The organism is Kitasatospora sp. GP82 (genome assembly GCF_029892105.1).
Classification (GTDB): domain Bacteria; phylum Actinomycetota; class Actinomycetes; order Streptomycetales; family Streptomycetaceae; genus Kitasatospora.
On sequence record NZ_JARZAJ010000023.1, the window covers coordinates 37,642 to 52,855 of the forward strand.

Consider the following 15,214-nt stretch of genomic DNA (forward strand, 5'->3'; position numbering starts at 1 on the left):
GAGGGGTCCGCGCGCGGACGGTGCGCGGCGCAGTGCCCTGGCCGGTTGTCAGATGGCGGTGGCGGTGGCGGTGGCGGTGGCGGTGGCGGACGGCAGGTCGGGCAGAGTCCTGAAGGGCTGGAAGTCCACCAGGGTCGGGGCGGGTTCGATGGCCGGCGGGTCGATCGGCAGGACGGCGACGGTGATGTTGTCGTGTCCGCCGGCGGCGACCGCGAACTTGACCAGCGTCTGGGCGGCCGCGAGTGGGTCGGTCCGGGCGTCGGCGGGGACGAAGCAGGCCAGGTCGGTGGCGGCCTCGGCGTAGTTCCACAGGCCGTCGGTGCAGATGAGCAGGACGCCCGGGACGTGCGGGGTGAAGCTGACGGTGTGCGGTTCGAGCTCCTCCGCGTCGGCGCCGAGCCAGCCGGTGATGGCGTGCGCGCGGGGGTCGGCGTACGCCTCGGCCTCGCCCATCAGCCCGGCGGCGACCACCCGGGCCGCCCAGGAGTCGTCCTCGGTGAGCCGGTACGGGACGGCGGAGACCCGGTCGTCCGGGATCCAGTACGCCCGGGTGTCGCCGACCCAGCCGATGGTGATCCGTCCGGCCGCGGAGATCGCGCTGACGTAGGTGCACGCCGGTGCGTTGAGGCTGCCGCCGGACGTGGCCGTCCCGTCGTACGCCAGGTCGGCGACGGCGCGGGCGGCCTCCTCGATGGCGCCGTGCATCGCGGCGTCGGGCTCCCTGCCCTGCTCCAGGGCTGTCAGCAGGGACTTGGCGGCGGCCTCGACGGCGGCGGCGGAGGCCTCGTCGGGCCGGGCGGAGGAGGAGACGCCGTCGCAGACCACCGCGACCACGGCGGGTTCGCCGCCGGGCAGCGAGGTGGCGGCCACGGCGAAGGCGTCCTCGTTGCGGTGGTGGCGCAGGCCGCGGTCGGTGACACCGGCGACGCCCGCCAGCGAGCGCTCCTGGTGGTCGCGCGGTCTGGGCTGCACGCCTCCGCAGGACTCGCAGTACCCGTCGGCGGCGAGCTCGGCCGAGCCGCAGTGCACGCAGCTCGACGGGGCGGTGACCTCGGCCCCGTCGGTCCCGGCCGGGCCTTCAGAGCTGTCGCGGTCCTGGCCCGAGTCGGGACCGGGGTCGGGATCGGGGTCGTTCAGATTCCGGCCGCAGGCGCCGCAGAAGACGTCCTCCGGTTCCAGCGGCTCGGCACAGCTCGGGCACACGGTCTGCTGCGGCATTGCTTCACACCCACGTCCGGGGGCGGGCTCGGTTCGCCCGCTCCACCATCTCGATCCTGGCTTCGGCCCGGTCGGACAACCGCGCCAACACTCGGTAGGAGTGTTCCAGAGCGAACCGCAGTTCCCGCTCGCTCGCCGGATGCCCCAGCACCCGCACGGCGGCGCTCACACCCTCGCCGGGCAGTCCGGCCAGTACCCAGGCGAGGGCGCTGTCCAGCACCTCGACCGCCAACTCCTCGCGTCGCCGGGCGTCCAGGGTGAGCCCGGACAGCTGCTCGGAGCACTGCACCAGGTCGGGGCCGAGTGCCTCCTCGGCGGGCCGACCGCGCAGCCGGGCCCGGACGGCGCCGATCCGGGCGGCGGTGAAGTGCGTGGACACCTCGGGCACGGACTCCAGGGCGTGTACCGCGCCGGCCCTGTCCCCGGCGGCCAGCAGCACCCGGGCCAGGCCGAAGGCGGCGCTGACGTAGGCCGGGTCGGTGGTGCCGACCAGTCGGTAGAACTCGGCCGCGTCCTCGCCCTCACCGAGCAGTCCGGCGCACAGGGCCAGGCCCAGCTTGGGCGCGGCCTCGCCGGGGAACGCGTCGTAGACGGCGTCGAACGCCTCCGCGGCCTCGGCGACCCGGGTGGCCGGCTCGCCCTCCGCCGGTCCGATCGCGAGCGCGGCCAGCCCCCGGTACCAGACGACCCGCCAGTCGCCGGGATGGTCGGCCTCCAGCCCGCGGAGCGCTCCGTCCACCGCGGGCCCGTCCCGGAGCTCCAGGTGCGCGCGGAGTTGACGAAGCCGCAGCTCGACCGAGGTGACCGGTGCGGTGGCCAGGGCCGCCAGCGCCTCGGCGGGTGCGCCGGCGACCAGGCTGGCGAGGAAGCCGGCGTTCGGGTCGGCGGGGTCGACGCGGGGTACCGGCAGGGCCAGCGCGGCCGTCCCGGGGTCGGGCGGTGTGGTGGACAACTCGGTCTCCACCACGCGTAGTTCGGGGCCGAAGAGGGTGGAGAGCGCGGGGCGCGGGCGACCGTCCTGCAGGCTCAGCACCTCGCGCAGCACACCGGTCAGCTGGTCGGCCATCTCCTCTGCGGAGGCGAAGCGCCGGACCGGGTCCGGGTCGGTGGCGCGGACCAGGAAGCGGTAGTACGACTCGTACCTGGCGAACAGCGGCACCTGCTCGGGGTCGGGCAGTGCGTAGCGGTAGGCGGTCGAGTAGCCCTGGAAGTCGAAGGTGAGAACGGCCAGGGTGCGGGCCACCGTGTAGAGGTCGGAGGCGGGGGACGGGCCGTGGGTGGCGATCTCGGGCGCCTGGTAGCCGACGGTCCCGTAGATCGGGCCCTCGTCGTCGAGGCGGCGGACGGCACCCATATCGATGATCTTGAGCGAGTCCTCGGCCTGTATCACGTTGTCGATCTTGAAGTCGCAGTAGACCAGCCCGCGGCTGTGCAGGTAACCCAGCGCGGGCAGCGCCTCCAGCGCGTACGCAATGGCCTGCTCGACCGGCAGCGGGTCGCGGTGGCCCTCGGGGGTGCGGCGCTCGTTCGCGATGTCCTTGAGCGACTTGCCGCCGACGTACTCCATCACGATGTAGCCGTCGGTGGAGCCGGTGCGCAGGTCGGGGTGCTCGACGAAGTTGATGATCCGGACGATGTTCGGGTGGTCCACCTCGGCCAGGAACCGGCGTTCGGCTATCGCGACTGCCAGGGCGTCCTCGTCGCCGGTGTCCAGCAGGCCCTTGAGCACCACCCAGCGGTCGCTGACCCGACGGTCCACCGCCAGGTAGATCCAGCCGAGGCCGCCGTGCGCCAGGCAGCCCAGCACCTCGTACTGGCCGCCCACCACGTCGCCGTGCCCCAGCTTGGGCGTGAACGAGTACGCAGTGCCGCACTTGGTGCAGAAACCTTCGGGACGGCCCGGGCTGCCGTTCTTCTCCCGGCCCACCGGGGCGTCGCACCTGCTGCAGAACCGCTTGCGCTCCGGTACCTGCGGATCGGTCAGTACGGCCGCCGCCGGATCGGGCCTGGGGACGCTCGGCACCGTCACCAGGCCGGCGCCCAGGTTGCCCCGCCGCGCCGTGCCCGAGCTGCCGCCGCTGCTGCTGCGCACCGAGACCGAACGGCCGCTGCCGGTACGGCCCGAGCGGTGCGAGCGGGAGCGGCCCGACATCGACCGTCCCGAACCGGACCGTCCCGAACCGGCCGTACCCGTCGAGCCGGTCCTGGACGAGTCCGGTGAACCGACGCGGGCCGAGGGTACGTACGGCTGGGTCCGTGTCCCCGCCTCCTGCGGCGCCAGCCCGCACTCGTCGCAGTACCCGTCGGCGTCGATCGTTCCCGGGCAGCCCCTGGCGCACCCGTCGCCGACGCCCGGCGCAGCTCCGGAGGCGGTTGCCGCGGCCGGAGCCGGGGGAACAGCCGCCGGAGCCAGTCCGCACTCGTCGCAGTACCCGTCGGCGTCGATCGTCCCCGCGCCGGAGCACTCCGGCCGCGCACATGCCTCACCCATGAACCTCAAGCCCCCCGCTCGTCCTGGTACCCGTCCGCCGGTTCCGCAACCGGTGTCGTCGTCTCCGGCCGGCCTGGCCGCAGCGCCTGCTGGAAGCGGCTCACCGCCTCGGCCGCCGCCCGCAGGTCGCACGGCGCGCTCCACAGCAGCCAACGGGCCTTCTCGAAGCGCTCGATGACCTCCGGGTCCTCGGCCAGGCCGAGTCGGGCGGCCATCGACTTGTACGCCTCCAGGCGTCCGCGCAGCTCGGCCCGGAGGGCGAGCGGCTGGGCGACCTCGGTGAGCGACTGCCGCGCCCGGGTGAGTTCCTTGGCGGCGGCGTCCTCCAGGACGTCCAGCAGCGGTGCCAGCCGGTGCCACTGGCCGGTCTGCTGCAAGTCCACTGCCAGGACGATCCGTTCGCGCAGTGCGGAGGCCGGTCCCGGAACGGCCGGGACCTCGGTCGCGGCGATCTTCGCCAGCACCTCGCCCCGGGCCCGGCGGGCCTCGGCGAGTGTGGCGTCGGCGCGTTGCAGCAGGTCGCCGACCTGTTGCAGGCGCTCGTGGGCCTCGTCGCGCAGTCGCAGCAGGCCCTCCAGCTCGACCCGGATCCCGTCCAGTTCCCGCCCGGCCCCGTCGAAGCGCCCGGTGTCCACCACACCCGAGCCCGGGGCGAAGGGACCGGCGCCGGTGGGGGTGTCGCTGCCGCGCTGCGCGGGTACCCGGACCGGCCGCCAGAGCGCGAGCGGGTCGGCCAGTACCTCGGCCCGCAGCTGGCCCAACTCCTCGGTCAGCCTGGCCAGATCGTCGCCCAGCGGGTGCGAACCCGGCCGTACGCCGACCGAGACCGCGAGCATCTGCACCCGACCGAGCTCGGCCAGCAGCAGGTCGATCCGGGCGGGCAGCGCGGACCAGACCGTGTCGGCGGCGTGCACCACCTCCAGCACGGTGGCGTACCACGCGTTCATCCGCTCCATCAGCTCGTCCAGGCTGATCCGCTCCGCCAGCCGGGCCGGTCCCGGGCCTGCCACGTCCGGCAGTTGGCCGCCGGAGACGATCACGGCGGCGCCGCCGAGCAGCTCGCTCAGCTCGGCCAGTTCGGCGGCGCCCGGCCGGTTGCGGCGGGAGCGGACCGCCCGTGCGGAGGCCAGTGCCTCCGAGTAGCGGTCGAACAGCGCCCAGAGCAGCGTCAGGCCCTGCGCGGCGACGGACCAGCGCTCCTCGGTCCGGCCGCTCAGCGCGGCGCCCTCCAGCAGCCGACGGCCCGGGTGGTCCTGCAGGGCCAGCAGCGCCGCCTCCACGGCATCGCGCTCCGCGCCCAGCCGCGCGAGTGCGCGGTCCACCTCCTCCCGGTTCATCACCGGGCCAGCAGATCCTGCCAACGCTCCGTCCTTCCTGTGTTCCCGGGTCCATGATGGTGTGACGTCACTTGAGGTACTCCGCCGGGTCGGCGCCCATGCTGGCAGCCAGCCAGTGGTCGTAGCTCGCCCGCCAGCCGCCGTTCGCCCGGTAGTCCACCAGCACCTGGTTCACCCGCGCCACCAGGTCGGTGTCCTCCTTCTTCATCGCGATGCCCATATGGGCGGTCGCGATCGGCTCGCCGGCCTGCTCGACCGTCGGATCCTGCGCGACCTGGGCGGCCGCCAGCACGGTGTCGGTGAGTGTGGCGTCCACCTGGCCGAGCTGCATCAGGACCAGGCAGTCCAGCTGGTTCTCCACCACCTTGACCTCGGCCGTGCCGTACGGGTTCTGCCTGAGCACCGCCTGCGAGGACGACTGGTCGGCCACACAGGCACGTCTGCCCCTGAGCCCCTGCTCGATACCGGTCACCTTCGCCGCCTTCGGCACCACCAGCCGCTGGCCGCTGCTGAAGTACGGGGCGGAGAAGGCGGTGTCCTGCCAGCGCTCGCAGGTGATCGTCATCGTACGGGCGATCAGATCGACCTGGCCGCTCTTGATGGCTTCAATACGCCTGGCCGTCGGGACGGTCAGATAGGTCACCTTGTCCGGGTCGCCGAGGATCGCCTTGGCCACCGCGCGGGCCAGGTCGATGTCGAAGCCCTCGATCCGGCCGGTCTGCGGGTTGCGGTAGCCCCAGTGGTAGCTGTTCTGGTCCACCCCGACGACCAGCATGCCGCGCCGCCTGATCTGCTGGACCTTCGGCCCGCTCTCGTTCGAACTGGGCTGCGCCGTACGGTCCTCGCAGCCGCCGGCCAGGTCGGCCGTCGGCTGCGGCGCAGCGGCCGCCGCTTCTGACCGCACCGCAGCCGGGCCGGCCGCTCCCGAGGCCCCCGGGCCGAGCAGGCCCGCTGCGAGCAGGGCCGCGCCCGTCAGCTTCGCCGTACGCACCGTCATCCTGTGCACCGTCAGCTCCCCCTCACCGGTACTCGGCCAGCCGGCGCCCGAGGCCCCGGACCACGCCGGCCGCCGCCAGCACTGCCAGGAACGCGGCACCGGCCGCCACGGAGTAGAGGACGCCGTCGGTGCCCTTCGCCGACCGCTCGAACGCCGTCCGCTCGGCCGTCGCGGCCTGGGCGAGCTGCTGGTCGAGTGCGGTGAAGGCGCCCTCGGCGGAGTCGCCGCCGGTACCGACCGTGGTGCGCAGCGCGGCCTCGTAGTCGCCCTGCTCGTTGCTCTTCGCGGCGGCGCGGTGGCGCGCCTCCCAGGTGGTGAAGAGGGACTGGGCCCGGACCAGGGCCGCATCGGCCTCGCCGGGTGCGGCGGTTCTGGCGCGACCCAGGGTGCCGCCGCCCGCCCGGGTGCTGCCGTCACCTGCGCTGCTGCCACCTGCGCTGCCGTCCGCCGGCGGCGGACCGGCCAGCGAACCGGTGATCGCGGCCCAGCGCTCGGTGTAGGTGTCGGAGGCACCCCGGGCGACCAGGTCGAGGTTCTCCGCCGTGTGCGACTGGAGCGCCTCGATCCTGGCCTGGTCGAGCGTCCGCAGCGGGAGGGCGCCGCGCTGCCGGCTGTCCGTCAGATCGGAGTGGACCGACAGACTGCCCGCCGCCAGCCAGAGCACCGCTGCCAGCACGGCGGCCGTCGCGCCGAGCAGGCCGGGGTTGAAAACCCGATTGGTCCGGCGAAACAGGAGCTGCTGGCAGCGGACCAGTGCCGCCAGCGCCAGTCCACCGAGCACCAGCGCCGCCCACGGGAAGGACCCGGCGGCCGCATAGTCCCCGTCCAGCCGCCCGGCCTCGGCCGCAGCCAGACGCTGCGCGGCGGGCAGCATGCTCTCCTGCAACTGCGCGGAGGCGTACCGCAGATACGCCCCGCCGAGCGGCAGGCCCTGCCGGTTGTCCGCCCCGGCGGTCTCCACCAGGCCCGCGTACTGCGGGAGTTGCCGGTTGAGTGCGGTGACCCACTGCTGGGCGTCGGAGGAGCCGGTCCGCGCGGCGGACTCGGTGAGGAGACGGGCAGCGGTGTCCAGGTCGGCGCGGTAGCGGTCGCGGACGGACTGCGGCGCGTCGCCCGCGAGCAGGAAGGCGGAGGCGGCGGTGGCGTCCGCGTCGGCGAGCGAGCGGTAGATCTCGGCGGCGTTCTGGCTGAGCGGTTGGCTGTGCGAGACGACCTGGTCCGCCGCGCGGGCCCGGCCGATCACCTGCCAGGCCGCCAGGGTGCCGAAGGCCAGGACCAGCACGGTCAGCAGGATGCCTGCCGTGCGTAGTCGGCCCGGTGCGGTGTCCACCGTCCGCCGCAGCTGTGCGAGTGCGCGCTGCGGTGCGGACGGCAGCGGTCTCGGTGCGACGTCCCCCGTCTGTACCGGTGCTGCCACCTGCCCCACCCTCCCCCGTGGGCGGCCCCGCCCACCGGAGCCCGCCCGTTGCCAGCAGTATGGCCGCAGGTTCGGGCGGCCACACGCGAGTTGTGCGGCTCTTGAGCTTCGGTGCTCCTCGACTCCCCGGCCTCGGCCCGGTAACGCCCATCGTGAGGCGTCCTACGGCCGGTGTCCGGAGCCGGACACCTACCATGGAGCGCATGCGTCTGCTCGGAACGATCACACCTGACCGCCCGCTGCTCGTCGTGGCCGTCCAGGAGGAGGCCGCCTACCTCGGCGACAGTCTCCCCGTGCTGCTCACCGGCATAGGGAAGATCAACGCGACCGCCGCGCTGGCCACCGTACTGGCCCGGGGCGAGAGGCCGTCCGAGATCGTCAACCTGGGCACCGCTGGTGCGCTCCGTTCGGGCTGGGCCGGTACCCACCAGGTGGCACAGGTGCTCCAGCACGACATCGACACCCCGGTCCTCCGGGCGCTCACCGGCCGCACCTACGGCGCGCCGATCGCCGTCAGCGACACCCCCGGGCCGACCCTGGCCACCGGCGACCTCTTCGTCTCCGACCCCGAGGCCCGCGACCGCCTGGCCGAACACGCCGACCTGGTCGACATGGAGGGTTACGCGCTCGCCACCGTCGCCCAGCGCGCGAATGTCCCGCTCCGCCTGATCAAGCACGTCAGCGACGAGGCCGGGGCCGGTGCCGACCGCACCTGGCGGGAGTCCGTGGACGGCTGCGCCAGGATCCTCGCCGAGTGGGTCCGCGCCCAGGGGCTCTGAAGCCCTCGCGGCCGGTGCCCGGCCGGCCCGGAGCGCGGCCGGGCGGGAAATCTGCTTGCCGTGATCACCACCCGGTGTTGGAGTGGCCGGATGAACAGTGATGCGGTGCTGGCCGCCTTCGACCGGCAGCTGAGGCAGGAAGCGGCACCGGAGGGCCCCGGGACCAGGGTCGAGCGGGTGGGCGACGTGGTGCGGCAGGTCGGCGCGGAGCACGCCTGGAACGGGATCCTCTGGTCGGATCTGCGGGAGGACACCGCGGATGCGGCGATCGCGGCCCAGGTTCGCCACTTCGCCTCACTGGGGCTCGAGTTCGAGTGGAAGCTCTACGCCCACGACCGGCCCGCCGACCTCGCCGGGCGGCTGCGGGCGGCCGGGTTCACGCCGGAGCCCGAGGAGACGCTGCTGGTCGCCCGGGTCCAGGACCTGGCCACGGACGTCCGGCTGCCCGAGGGCATCCGGCTGCTCCCCGTGACCGACCGGGCAGGCGTGGAGCTGGTGGCGGACGTCCATGAGCAGGTGTTCGACACGGACGGCTCGCGGATCAGGCAGCGGCTGCTCGACCGGCTGGCCGAGGATCCGGGCTCGGTCGACATCGTGCTGGCGATGGCCGGCGACCGGCCGGTGTGCTCGGCCCGGATCGAGTTCCACCCGGGCACCGACTTCGCGAGCCTCTGGGGCGGCGGCACCGTGACCGACTGGCGCGGCCGGGGCATCTACCGGGCCCTGGTCGCCTTCCGTGCCCGCATCGCCGCGGAGCGCGGCCACCGCTATCTCCAGGTCGACGCATCGGACGAGAGCCGCCCGATCCTTCAGCGCCTCGGGTTCGTTCCGCTGGGCACCACCACGCCGTACATCTGCCAGCCTTGAGGGCCCCACGCCGCTCCTCGACCGGCGCCCCGCCCTGCCTCCGGTCCTACCCGCGGGAGGCCGCGGCCAGGACGGCGTCCGTGGTGACCACCTTGGCGAAGCGCATGCGGTGGAGCACGGCGGCGGTGGCGCGGGCGAGGTCGGCGGCGGGGATGGACTCCCCGTCGGGCCCCGCCATGTCGAACGTGTGCATGGCGTCGACCGGGAAGACCACGTCGTAGCCGAGGTTGCCGCCCATCCGGGCGGTGGTCTCGTTGCAGACGTTGGTCATGATGCCGACCGTCACCAGCTGGGTGGCTCCGCGCTCCTGGAGCCAGGTCTGCAGGTCGGGCGTGCCGTAGAAGGCGCTGTTGACGGTCTTGGTGACATACAGGTCCGCGGCGGCCCCGGCCACCTCGGGCTTGAGCTCGTACCCGGGCGTTCCCGGCTGGAGCGGCCCGGCCGCCGACTGGTGCTGCACCACCACGACCGGACGGCCGGTCTCCTGCCAGAGGTCCAGCAGGGCGCCGATGCGCTGCTCGGCCCCGGGGTTGTCCCGGGGGCCCCAGAAGTCGTGGTCCTCGAAGCCCTGCTGGACGTCGATCACGATCAGGACGGCGTCGTCGGCGAGTTGGAGCGGAGCGTCGAATGCTGCGGTGTTCGTCATGGCTTCATCCTGCGGCCGGGGCCGACCGGGTGGTGAGTGGCCGGACTGCCCATGGTCGATATATTTCTGCCATGACCGCTGTCGCGACTTCTGCCATGCGTACGGTGGGCTGCCTGATCTTCGACGGGGTACGGGCCTTCGACTACGCGGTGATCGGCGAGGTCTGGGCCAACCGGACCACCCGTCCTGGGCTGCCGGCCTTCGAGCTGCGGGTCTGCGGGCCCGAGGGCGCGCGGGTCCGGCTCGGCGGCGCCCTGGAGCGGGTGCCCGACCACGGGCTTGCCGCGCTCGCCGAGTGCGATCTGGTACTGGTGCCCGGCATCGAGGATCCGCGGGCGCCGATCGACCCCGGGATCCTGGATGCGCTGCGCGCCGCCCACGCACGCGGTGTGCCGATCGCCTCGCTCTGCGCCGGGGCATTCGTCCTCGCCGAGGCCGGACTGCTGGACGGACGCCGCGCCACCACCCACTGGGCGCTGGCCCCCGAACTGGCCCGCCGCCACCCCGCCGTGGACGTGGACCCCGAGGTGCTGTTCACCGGCGACGGCGAGATCTGGACCTCGGCCGGGGTCGCCGCCGGGATAGATCTCTGCCTGCACCTGGTCCGCTCGGCACACGGCCAGCAGGCGGCGGCGGTGATCGCCCGCGCGATGGTGACCGCGCCGTTCCGGGCAGGCGGGCAGGCCCAGTTCATCCCCTCGCCCGTGCCCGAGAGCGCCGACGCGGACGATCCGCTGGCGAAGGTTCGGACGGCTGTCCTGGCCGCGCTCGAAGTGCCCTGGACGGTGGCGCGGTTGGCGGGGCTGGCGACGATGTCCGAGCGTACGTTCGCCCGGCGCTTCGCCGCCGCCACCGGGACGCCGCCACTGCGCTGGCTGCTGGAACAGCGGGTACTCGCGGCTCAGCGACTGCTGGAGGAGACCGACCTGCCGGTGGACGAGATCGCCGTCCGCTGCGGCTTCGGCTCAGCGGTCTCGCTGCGCCCGGCCTTCACCCGCCGAGTCGGCGTCGCCCCCCGCGAGTACCGCCGCACCTTCCGAGGCCGCGACGGCGGCTAGCCCCTAATGGCGTACCCGACTGCCCCGCGCCCCTATTGGCGTGCCCGCTTGCCCCCGCGCCCACACGGGCTTCCCGATTGTCTCCTGACTGCGCTCCCGGTCAGGCTGCCGTCTGTACGGGGGCGTACGCGGCGCGGAGGCGTTGCTCCGCCGCGGGACCGCCGCCGAGGCCGGTGGAGGCGAGGTGGTCGAGGCCGAGGAGGGCCGAGCCGAGGACGGGCGGAGCGACCACGATCCGGGGTTCGGCCAGCGGTGCGGCGGCGGCCAGTCGGGCGAGAAGGTTGTCGATCAGCAGCGGCTGACGGGCGGCCAGTACCCCGCCGCCCAGCACCAGCGGGGTCGCCTCGCCCAGCAGGTTCAGCCTGGTCAGCGCGACCACGGCGAGCCTGGCGATCTCGGCGGCCTGGCGGTCGATCAGATCGAGCGCGATGGCATCCCCCGCCTCGGCGGTGGCGAACAGCACCCGGGAGAGCTCGTGCAGCCGGATCCGCTCCAGCTGCCCGAGGTGGATGGCCTCCGCGACGGCGGTGGCGCTGGGCATCCCGAAGTGGGCGGCGATGGCGGGGGCGAGCGCGGTGGCAGGGCCGCGGCCGTCCTCGGCGCGGGTGGCGTGCCACATCGACTCGGAGGCCAGCCCGCCGCCTCCGCCCCAGTCGCCGGTCAGACGGCCGAGCGCGGGGAAGCGCGCGGTGCGGCCGTCCGGCAGCAGCCCGACGCAGTTGATCCCGGCGCCGCAGACCACCGCGACCCCGCGCGGCCCGTCGGTCCCGGCCCGCAGCAGACCGAAGGTGTCATTGGCGACCGCGCTGGTCAGGCCCCACGGCCGGGCGGCCAGCGCGGCGTGGAGCTGCTGTTCCTCCACCGGCAGGTCGGCGTTGGCCAGGCAGGCGCTGACCCTGGTGGTGAGTACGCCGGTGCCGGGTGCGCCATCGGATCCGAAGCCGGTCGCCGATCTCAGTCCGGCCTCGCGGGCTGCCGCTTCGACCAGTGGGGCAAGGCCCGCGATCGCCGCCTCGGCCCCGTCCAGTTGCGGCTGGAAGCCGCCGCCCCGGGCGGCGCCGAGAACCGTGCCGTCGGCGCCGACCAGGGCGACGTCGGTCTTGCTGTTGCCGGCGTCGATGGCGAGGACGCCGGGTAGTTGCTCGTTCTGCTGGTGGTCCATCAGTCCTCGCTCCCAGGTTCCTGGGCCGGTGCGGCCCAGCGAGGTGTTGCCGTCATGGACGTTGCCACGGACGCTGCCGAGGCCCGGCTCATGCCCAGCTCAGATGCGCGCCGTTGTGGGCGAGCAGACGGTCCGTCAGCTGCTCGGCGAGCTCCAGCTGGCCGACCAGCGGGTGCGCCAGCAGAGCGTCGAAGACCCGGTCCCGGCCACCCTTGAGCGCGGCTTCGAGAGCGAGCTGCTCGTACGCCGTCACCGCGGCGATCAGGCCTGCGTACAGCGGTTCGACAGGCCGCTGCGGCAGCGGCCGTACGCCGTGCGCGTCCACCTCTGCGGGGACCTCGATCACCGCGTCGTCTGGCAGGAAGGGCAGGACGCCGTCGTTGCGGGTGTTGACCACCTGGACGTCGGTGCCGCCGCCGGTACCGAGCAGCGCGCCGATCAGCTGGACGGCGGCCTCGGAGTAGAACGCGCCGCCGCGCTTGCCGAGCAGCTCCGGCTTGGTGTCCAGGGCCGGGTCGGCGTACATCCGGAGCAGCTGCTTCTCGATCGCCGCGACCTCGATGGCGCGCGAGCCCTTGACCTTGAGCTCCTCTACCACCGCGTCGTGCTGGTAGAAGTAGCGCAGGTAGTACGAGGGGACGACGCCGAGGCGGCGGATCAGCGCGAGCGGCAGGTGCAGGTCGGCGGCGATCTGCTCGCCGAAGCCGTCCAGGAGTTCGGGCAGTACCTCCCGGCCGGACGCCGCACCCGGTGCGTCCAGCAGGGTGACGCCGCGCTCCCAGGTCAGGTGGTTGAGGCCGACGTGGTCGAGGCGGATCAGCTCGGGTGCGACACCGAGACGGGCGGCGAACTTGCGCTGGAAGCCGATCGCGACGTTGCACAGCCCGACGGCCTTGTGCCCGGCGCTCTGCAGGGCGCGGGTGACGATGCCGACCGGGTTGGTGAAGTCGACGATCCAGGCCTCCGGGTTGGTACGGCGGACCTGATCGGCGATGTCCAGGACCACCGGGACGGTGCGCAGCGCCTTGGCCAGCCCGCCCGCACCGGTGGTCTCCTGCCCGACGCAGCCGCACTCCAGCGGCCAGGTCTCGTCCTCGTTGCGCGCCGCCTGCCCGCCGACCCGCAGCTGGAGCAGGACGGCGTCCGCTCCGGCGACGCCCGCCGTGACGTCGGAGGTGGTGGTCACCCGGGCGGAGTGGCCCTGTCTGGCGAAGATCCGGCGGGCCAGGCCGCCGATCAGCTCCAGCCGGTCGGCGGCCGGGTCGATCAGGACCAGCTCGGCGATCGGCAGTGTGTCGCGGAGCCGGGCGAAGCCGTCGATCAGCTCCGGTGTGTAGGTCGAACCGCCGCCGACGATGGCCAGCTTGAGAGACATCAGCCCTTGACCCCTGTCAGTGTCACGCCTTCGATGAAGGCTTTCTGAGCGAAGAAGAACAGCACGATCACCGGGGCCGTAACGAGCAGGGTCGCTGCCATGGTGAGGTTCCAGTCGGTGTGGTGGGCGCCCTTGAAGGACTCCAGGCCGTAACTGAGCGTCCAGGCGCCCTGGTTCTCGCTGGAGTAGATCTGCGGGCCGAAGTAGTCGTTCCAGCAGTAGAAGAACTGGAACAGCGCGACCGCCGCGACGGCGGGCCTGGCCATCGGCAGGATCACCCGCAGCAGCGTGCGCAGTTCGCCGCAGCCGTCGATCCGGGCGGCCTCCACGTACTCCTTGGGGATGGTCAGCAGGAACTGGCGCAGCAGGAAGATGGAGAAGGCGTCGCCGAAGGCCATCGGGATGATCAGCGGCCAGAGGGTGCCGGTGAGGTCGAGCTGCTTGGCCCAGAACAGGTACATCGGGATGACCGTGACCTGCGGCGGCAGCATCATCATCGAGATGACCGCCATCAGGGCCAGGTTCCGGCCCCGGAAGCGGAACTTGGCGAGCGCGTAGGCCACCGGGAGGCTGGAGACGATGGTCAGCAGGGTGCCGAGCCCGGCGTAGACCAGGGTGTTGCGCCACCAGGTGAGGAAGCCGGGCGTCTGCCAGACCTTCAGATAGTTGCCCCACTGCCAGTGGTGCGGCCAGAGGTCGGCGGTGAGCGCCTGCTGGTCCGTCATCACCGAGGTGAGGAGGACGAAGACGAACGGCAGCAGGAAGAACAGTGCCGCCGCGATCGCCACCGAGTGGACGGCCACCCAGTGCAGGAAGGCCCGTCTGCGGGCCACCTTGGCGGCGGCGGTGGACTTGGCCGTTGTGGGCAGGGTCACGGTGGTTGTGGTCATCCCGGTCCTCACTCGCCGTCCTGCGACTCTGGAAGGAACCCGCTCCGCCGCCGCAGCAGCAGCGAGGTGAAGGCCATCGAGATGGCGAACAGGACCAGCGCGACCACGCAGGCCGAGCCGGTGTCGAAGCGCTGGAAGCCGAGGTTGTAGACCATCTGCGGCAGCGTCCAGGTGGAGCCGTGCGGATAGCCGGGCTCGAACTGCTGCCCGGAGCCGCCGATCACGCCGCTGGCGACCTTCCCGGCGACGATCGCCTGGGTGTAGTACTGCATGGTCTGGATCACCCCGGTGACCACCGCGAACATCACGATCGGCGAGATGTTCGGGAAGGTCACGTAGCGGAACTTCTGCCAGGGGCCCGCGCCGTCCAGCTCGGCGGCCTCGTACTGCTCCCTGGGCACGTCCAGCAGTGCGGCCATGAAGATGACCATCAGGTCGCCGACGCCCCACATCGCCAGCATGGTGAGCGCGGGCTTGGACCAGGACGGGTCGGTGAACCAGCCGGGCTGCGGCAGGCCGAGCTCGCCGAGCAGGTGGTCGACCGGCCCGGTGCCGGGGTTGAGCAGGAAGGCGAAGGCCATCGTGGCGGCCACCGGCGGGGCCAGGTAGGGCAGGTAGAAGGCGGTCCGGAAGAAGCCGACGCCGGTCTTCAGCTTGGTGATCAGCAGCCCGATGCCGAGGCCGAAGGTGACCCGCAGGGCCACCATCACGACCACCAGCCAGAGGGTGTTGCGCAGCCCCTGCCAGAAGAAGGGGTAGTGGTTGAAGACGTAGTCCCAGTTCTTCAGGCCGGTGAAGGTCGGGGCGGCGAAGCCGTCGTACCTCATGAAGGAGAAGTAGACGGTGGAGACCAGCGGGTAGGCGAAGAAGAAGCCGAAGCCGATCAGCCAGGGGGAGAGGAAGGCCAGGGTGCGGGCCCTCTCCCGGCGGCGCTTCCTCCTCAGCGCCGCCGGGACGGCCGTGGTGGCGACCGCCAT

General features: G+C 72.9%; 13 protein-coding genes. 3 read left to right on the forward strand and 10 right to left on the reverse strand.

Features of this window, described 5'->3' with window-relative positions; all coding sequences use genetic code 11:
• Positions 1–48: 48 nt before the first annotated feature.
• The 5 genes from P3T39_RS23815 to P3T39_RS23835 all read right to left on the reverse strand — a co-directional run bounded on the left by P3T39_RS23815 (position 49) and on the right by P3T39_RS23835 (position 7,460).
• A complete protein-coding gene (locus P3T39_RS23815; RefSeq protein ID WP_280700808.1) occupies positions 49–1,218 on the reverse strand; it encodes a protein phosphatase 2C domain-containing protein in 1,170 nt (389 codons plus the stop codon).
• Positions 1,219–1,222: 4 nt separating this feature from the next.
• Positions 1,223–3,370 (reverse strand): serine/threonine-protein kinase, encoded by a 2,148-nt coding sequence (locus tag P3T39_RS23820; RefSeq protein WP_280700810.1) that lies wholly within the window; start codon positions 3,368–3,370, stop codon positions 1,223–1,225.
• A gap of 344 nt (positions 3,371–3,714) precedes the next feature.
• The gene (locus P3T39_RS23825) at positions 3,715–5,046 is read right to left on the reverse strand and encodes a hypothetical protein (RefSeq protein WP_280700896.1); all 1,332 of its coding nucleotides are present in this window, start codon (positions 5,044–5,046) and stop codon (positions 3,715–3,717) included.
• A 67-nt stretch (positions 5,047–5,113) separates the two neighbouring features.
• Positions 5,114–6,043, reverse strand: coding sequence for a glutamate ABC transporter substrate-binding protein (locus P3T39_RS23830; RefSeq protein ID WP_280700812.1), 930 nt, complete (start codon positions 6,041–6,043; stop codon positions 5,114–5,116).
• Positions 6,044–6,065: 22 nt separating this feature from the next.
• Positions 6,066–7,460, reverse strand: a complete 1,395-nt coding sequence (locus P3T39_RS23835; protein ID WP_280700813.1) for a hypothetical protein — start codon at positions 7,458–7,460, stop codon at positions 6,066–6,068.
• A gap of 203 nt (positions 7,461–7,663) precedes the next feature.
• On the opposite strand from P3T39_RS23835, the gene P3T39_RS23840 reads away from it, so the two are divergent.
• On the forward strand, positions 7,664–8,239 hold the full coding sequence (locus tag P3T39_RS23840; RefSeq protein WP_280700815.1) for a nucleosidase: 576 nt from the start codon (positions 7,664–7,666) through the stop codon (positions 8,237–8,239).
• A 90-nt stretch (positions 8,240–8,329) separates the two neighbouring features.
• Positions 8,330–9,106 (forward strand): GNAT family N-acetyltransferase, encoded by a 777-nt coding sequence (locus tag P3T39_RS23845; protein ID WP_280700817.1) that lies wholly within the window; start codon positions 8,330–8,332, stop codon positions 9,104–9,106.
• Between the two features lie 46 nt (positions 9,107–9,152).
• Here the strand turns inward: P3T39_RS23845 and P3T39_RS23850 are convergent, their stop codons facing one another.
• The gene (locus P3T39_RS23850; RefSeq protein WP_280700819.1) at positions 9,153–9,752 is read right to left on the reverse strand and encodes a cysteine hydrolase family protein; all 600 of its coding nucleotides are present in this window, start codon (positions 9,750–9,752) and stop codon (positions 9,153–9,155) included.
• 71 nt (positions 9,753–9,823) lie between these two features.
• On the opposite strand from P3T39_RS23850, the gene P3T39_RS23855 reads away from it, so the two are divergent.
• On the forward strand, positions 9,824–10,810 hold the full coding sequence (locus P3T39_RS23855; protein ID WP_280700821.1) for a helix-turn-helix domain-containing protein: 987 nt from the start codon (positions 9,824–9,826) through the stop codon (positions 10,808–10,810).
• A gap of 100 nt (positions 10,811–10,910) precedes the next feature.
• Here P3T39_RS23855 and P3T39_RS23860 read toward each other — a convergent pair whose 3' ends face one another.
• From P3T39_RS23860 to P3T39_RS23875, 4 genes are all read right to left on the reverse strand, one after another.
• Complete coding sequence (locus tag P3T39_RS23860; protein ID WP_280700823.1) at positions 10,911–11,972, reverse strand: BadF/BadG/BcrA/BcrD ATPase family protein; 1,062 nt, start codon at positions 11,970–11,972, stop codon at positions 10,911–10,913.
• 88 nt (positions 11,973–12,060) lie between these two features.
• Positions 12,061–13,347, reverse strand: coding sequence for a 6-phospho-beta-glucosidase (locus P3T39_RS23865; RefSeq protein ID WP_280700825.1), 1,287 nt, complete (start codon positions 13,345–13,347; stop codon positions 12,061–12,063).
• The gene (locus P3T39_RS23870) at positions 13,347–14,237 is read right to left on the reverse strand and encodes a carbohydrate ABC transporter permease (RefSeq protein ID WP_280700827.1); all 891 of its coding nucleotides are present in this window, start codon (positions 14,235–14,237) and stop codon (positions 13,347–13,349) included. The genes P3T39_RS23865 and P3T39_RS23870 overlap by 1 nt, the downstream gene beginning before the upstream one ends.
• A gap of 8 nt (positions 14,238–14,245) precedes the next feature.
• Entirely contained in the window at positions 14,246–15,214 is a 969-nt protein-coding gene (locus tag P3T39_RS23875) for a sugar ABC transporter permease (protein WP_280700829.1), read from the reverse strand.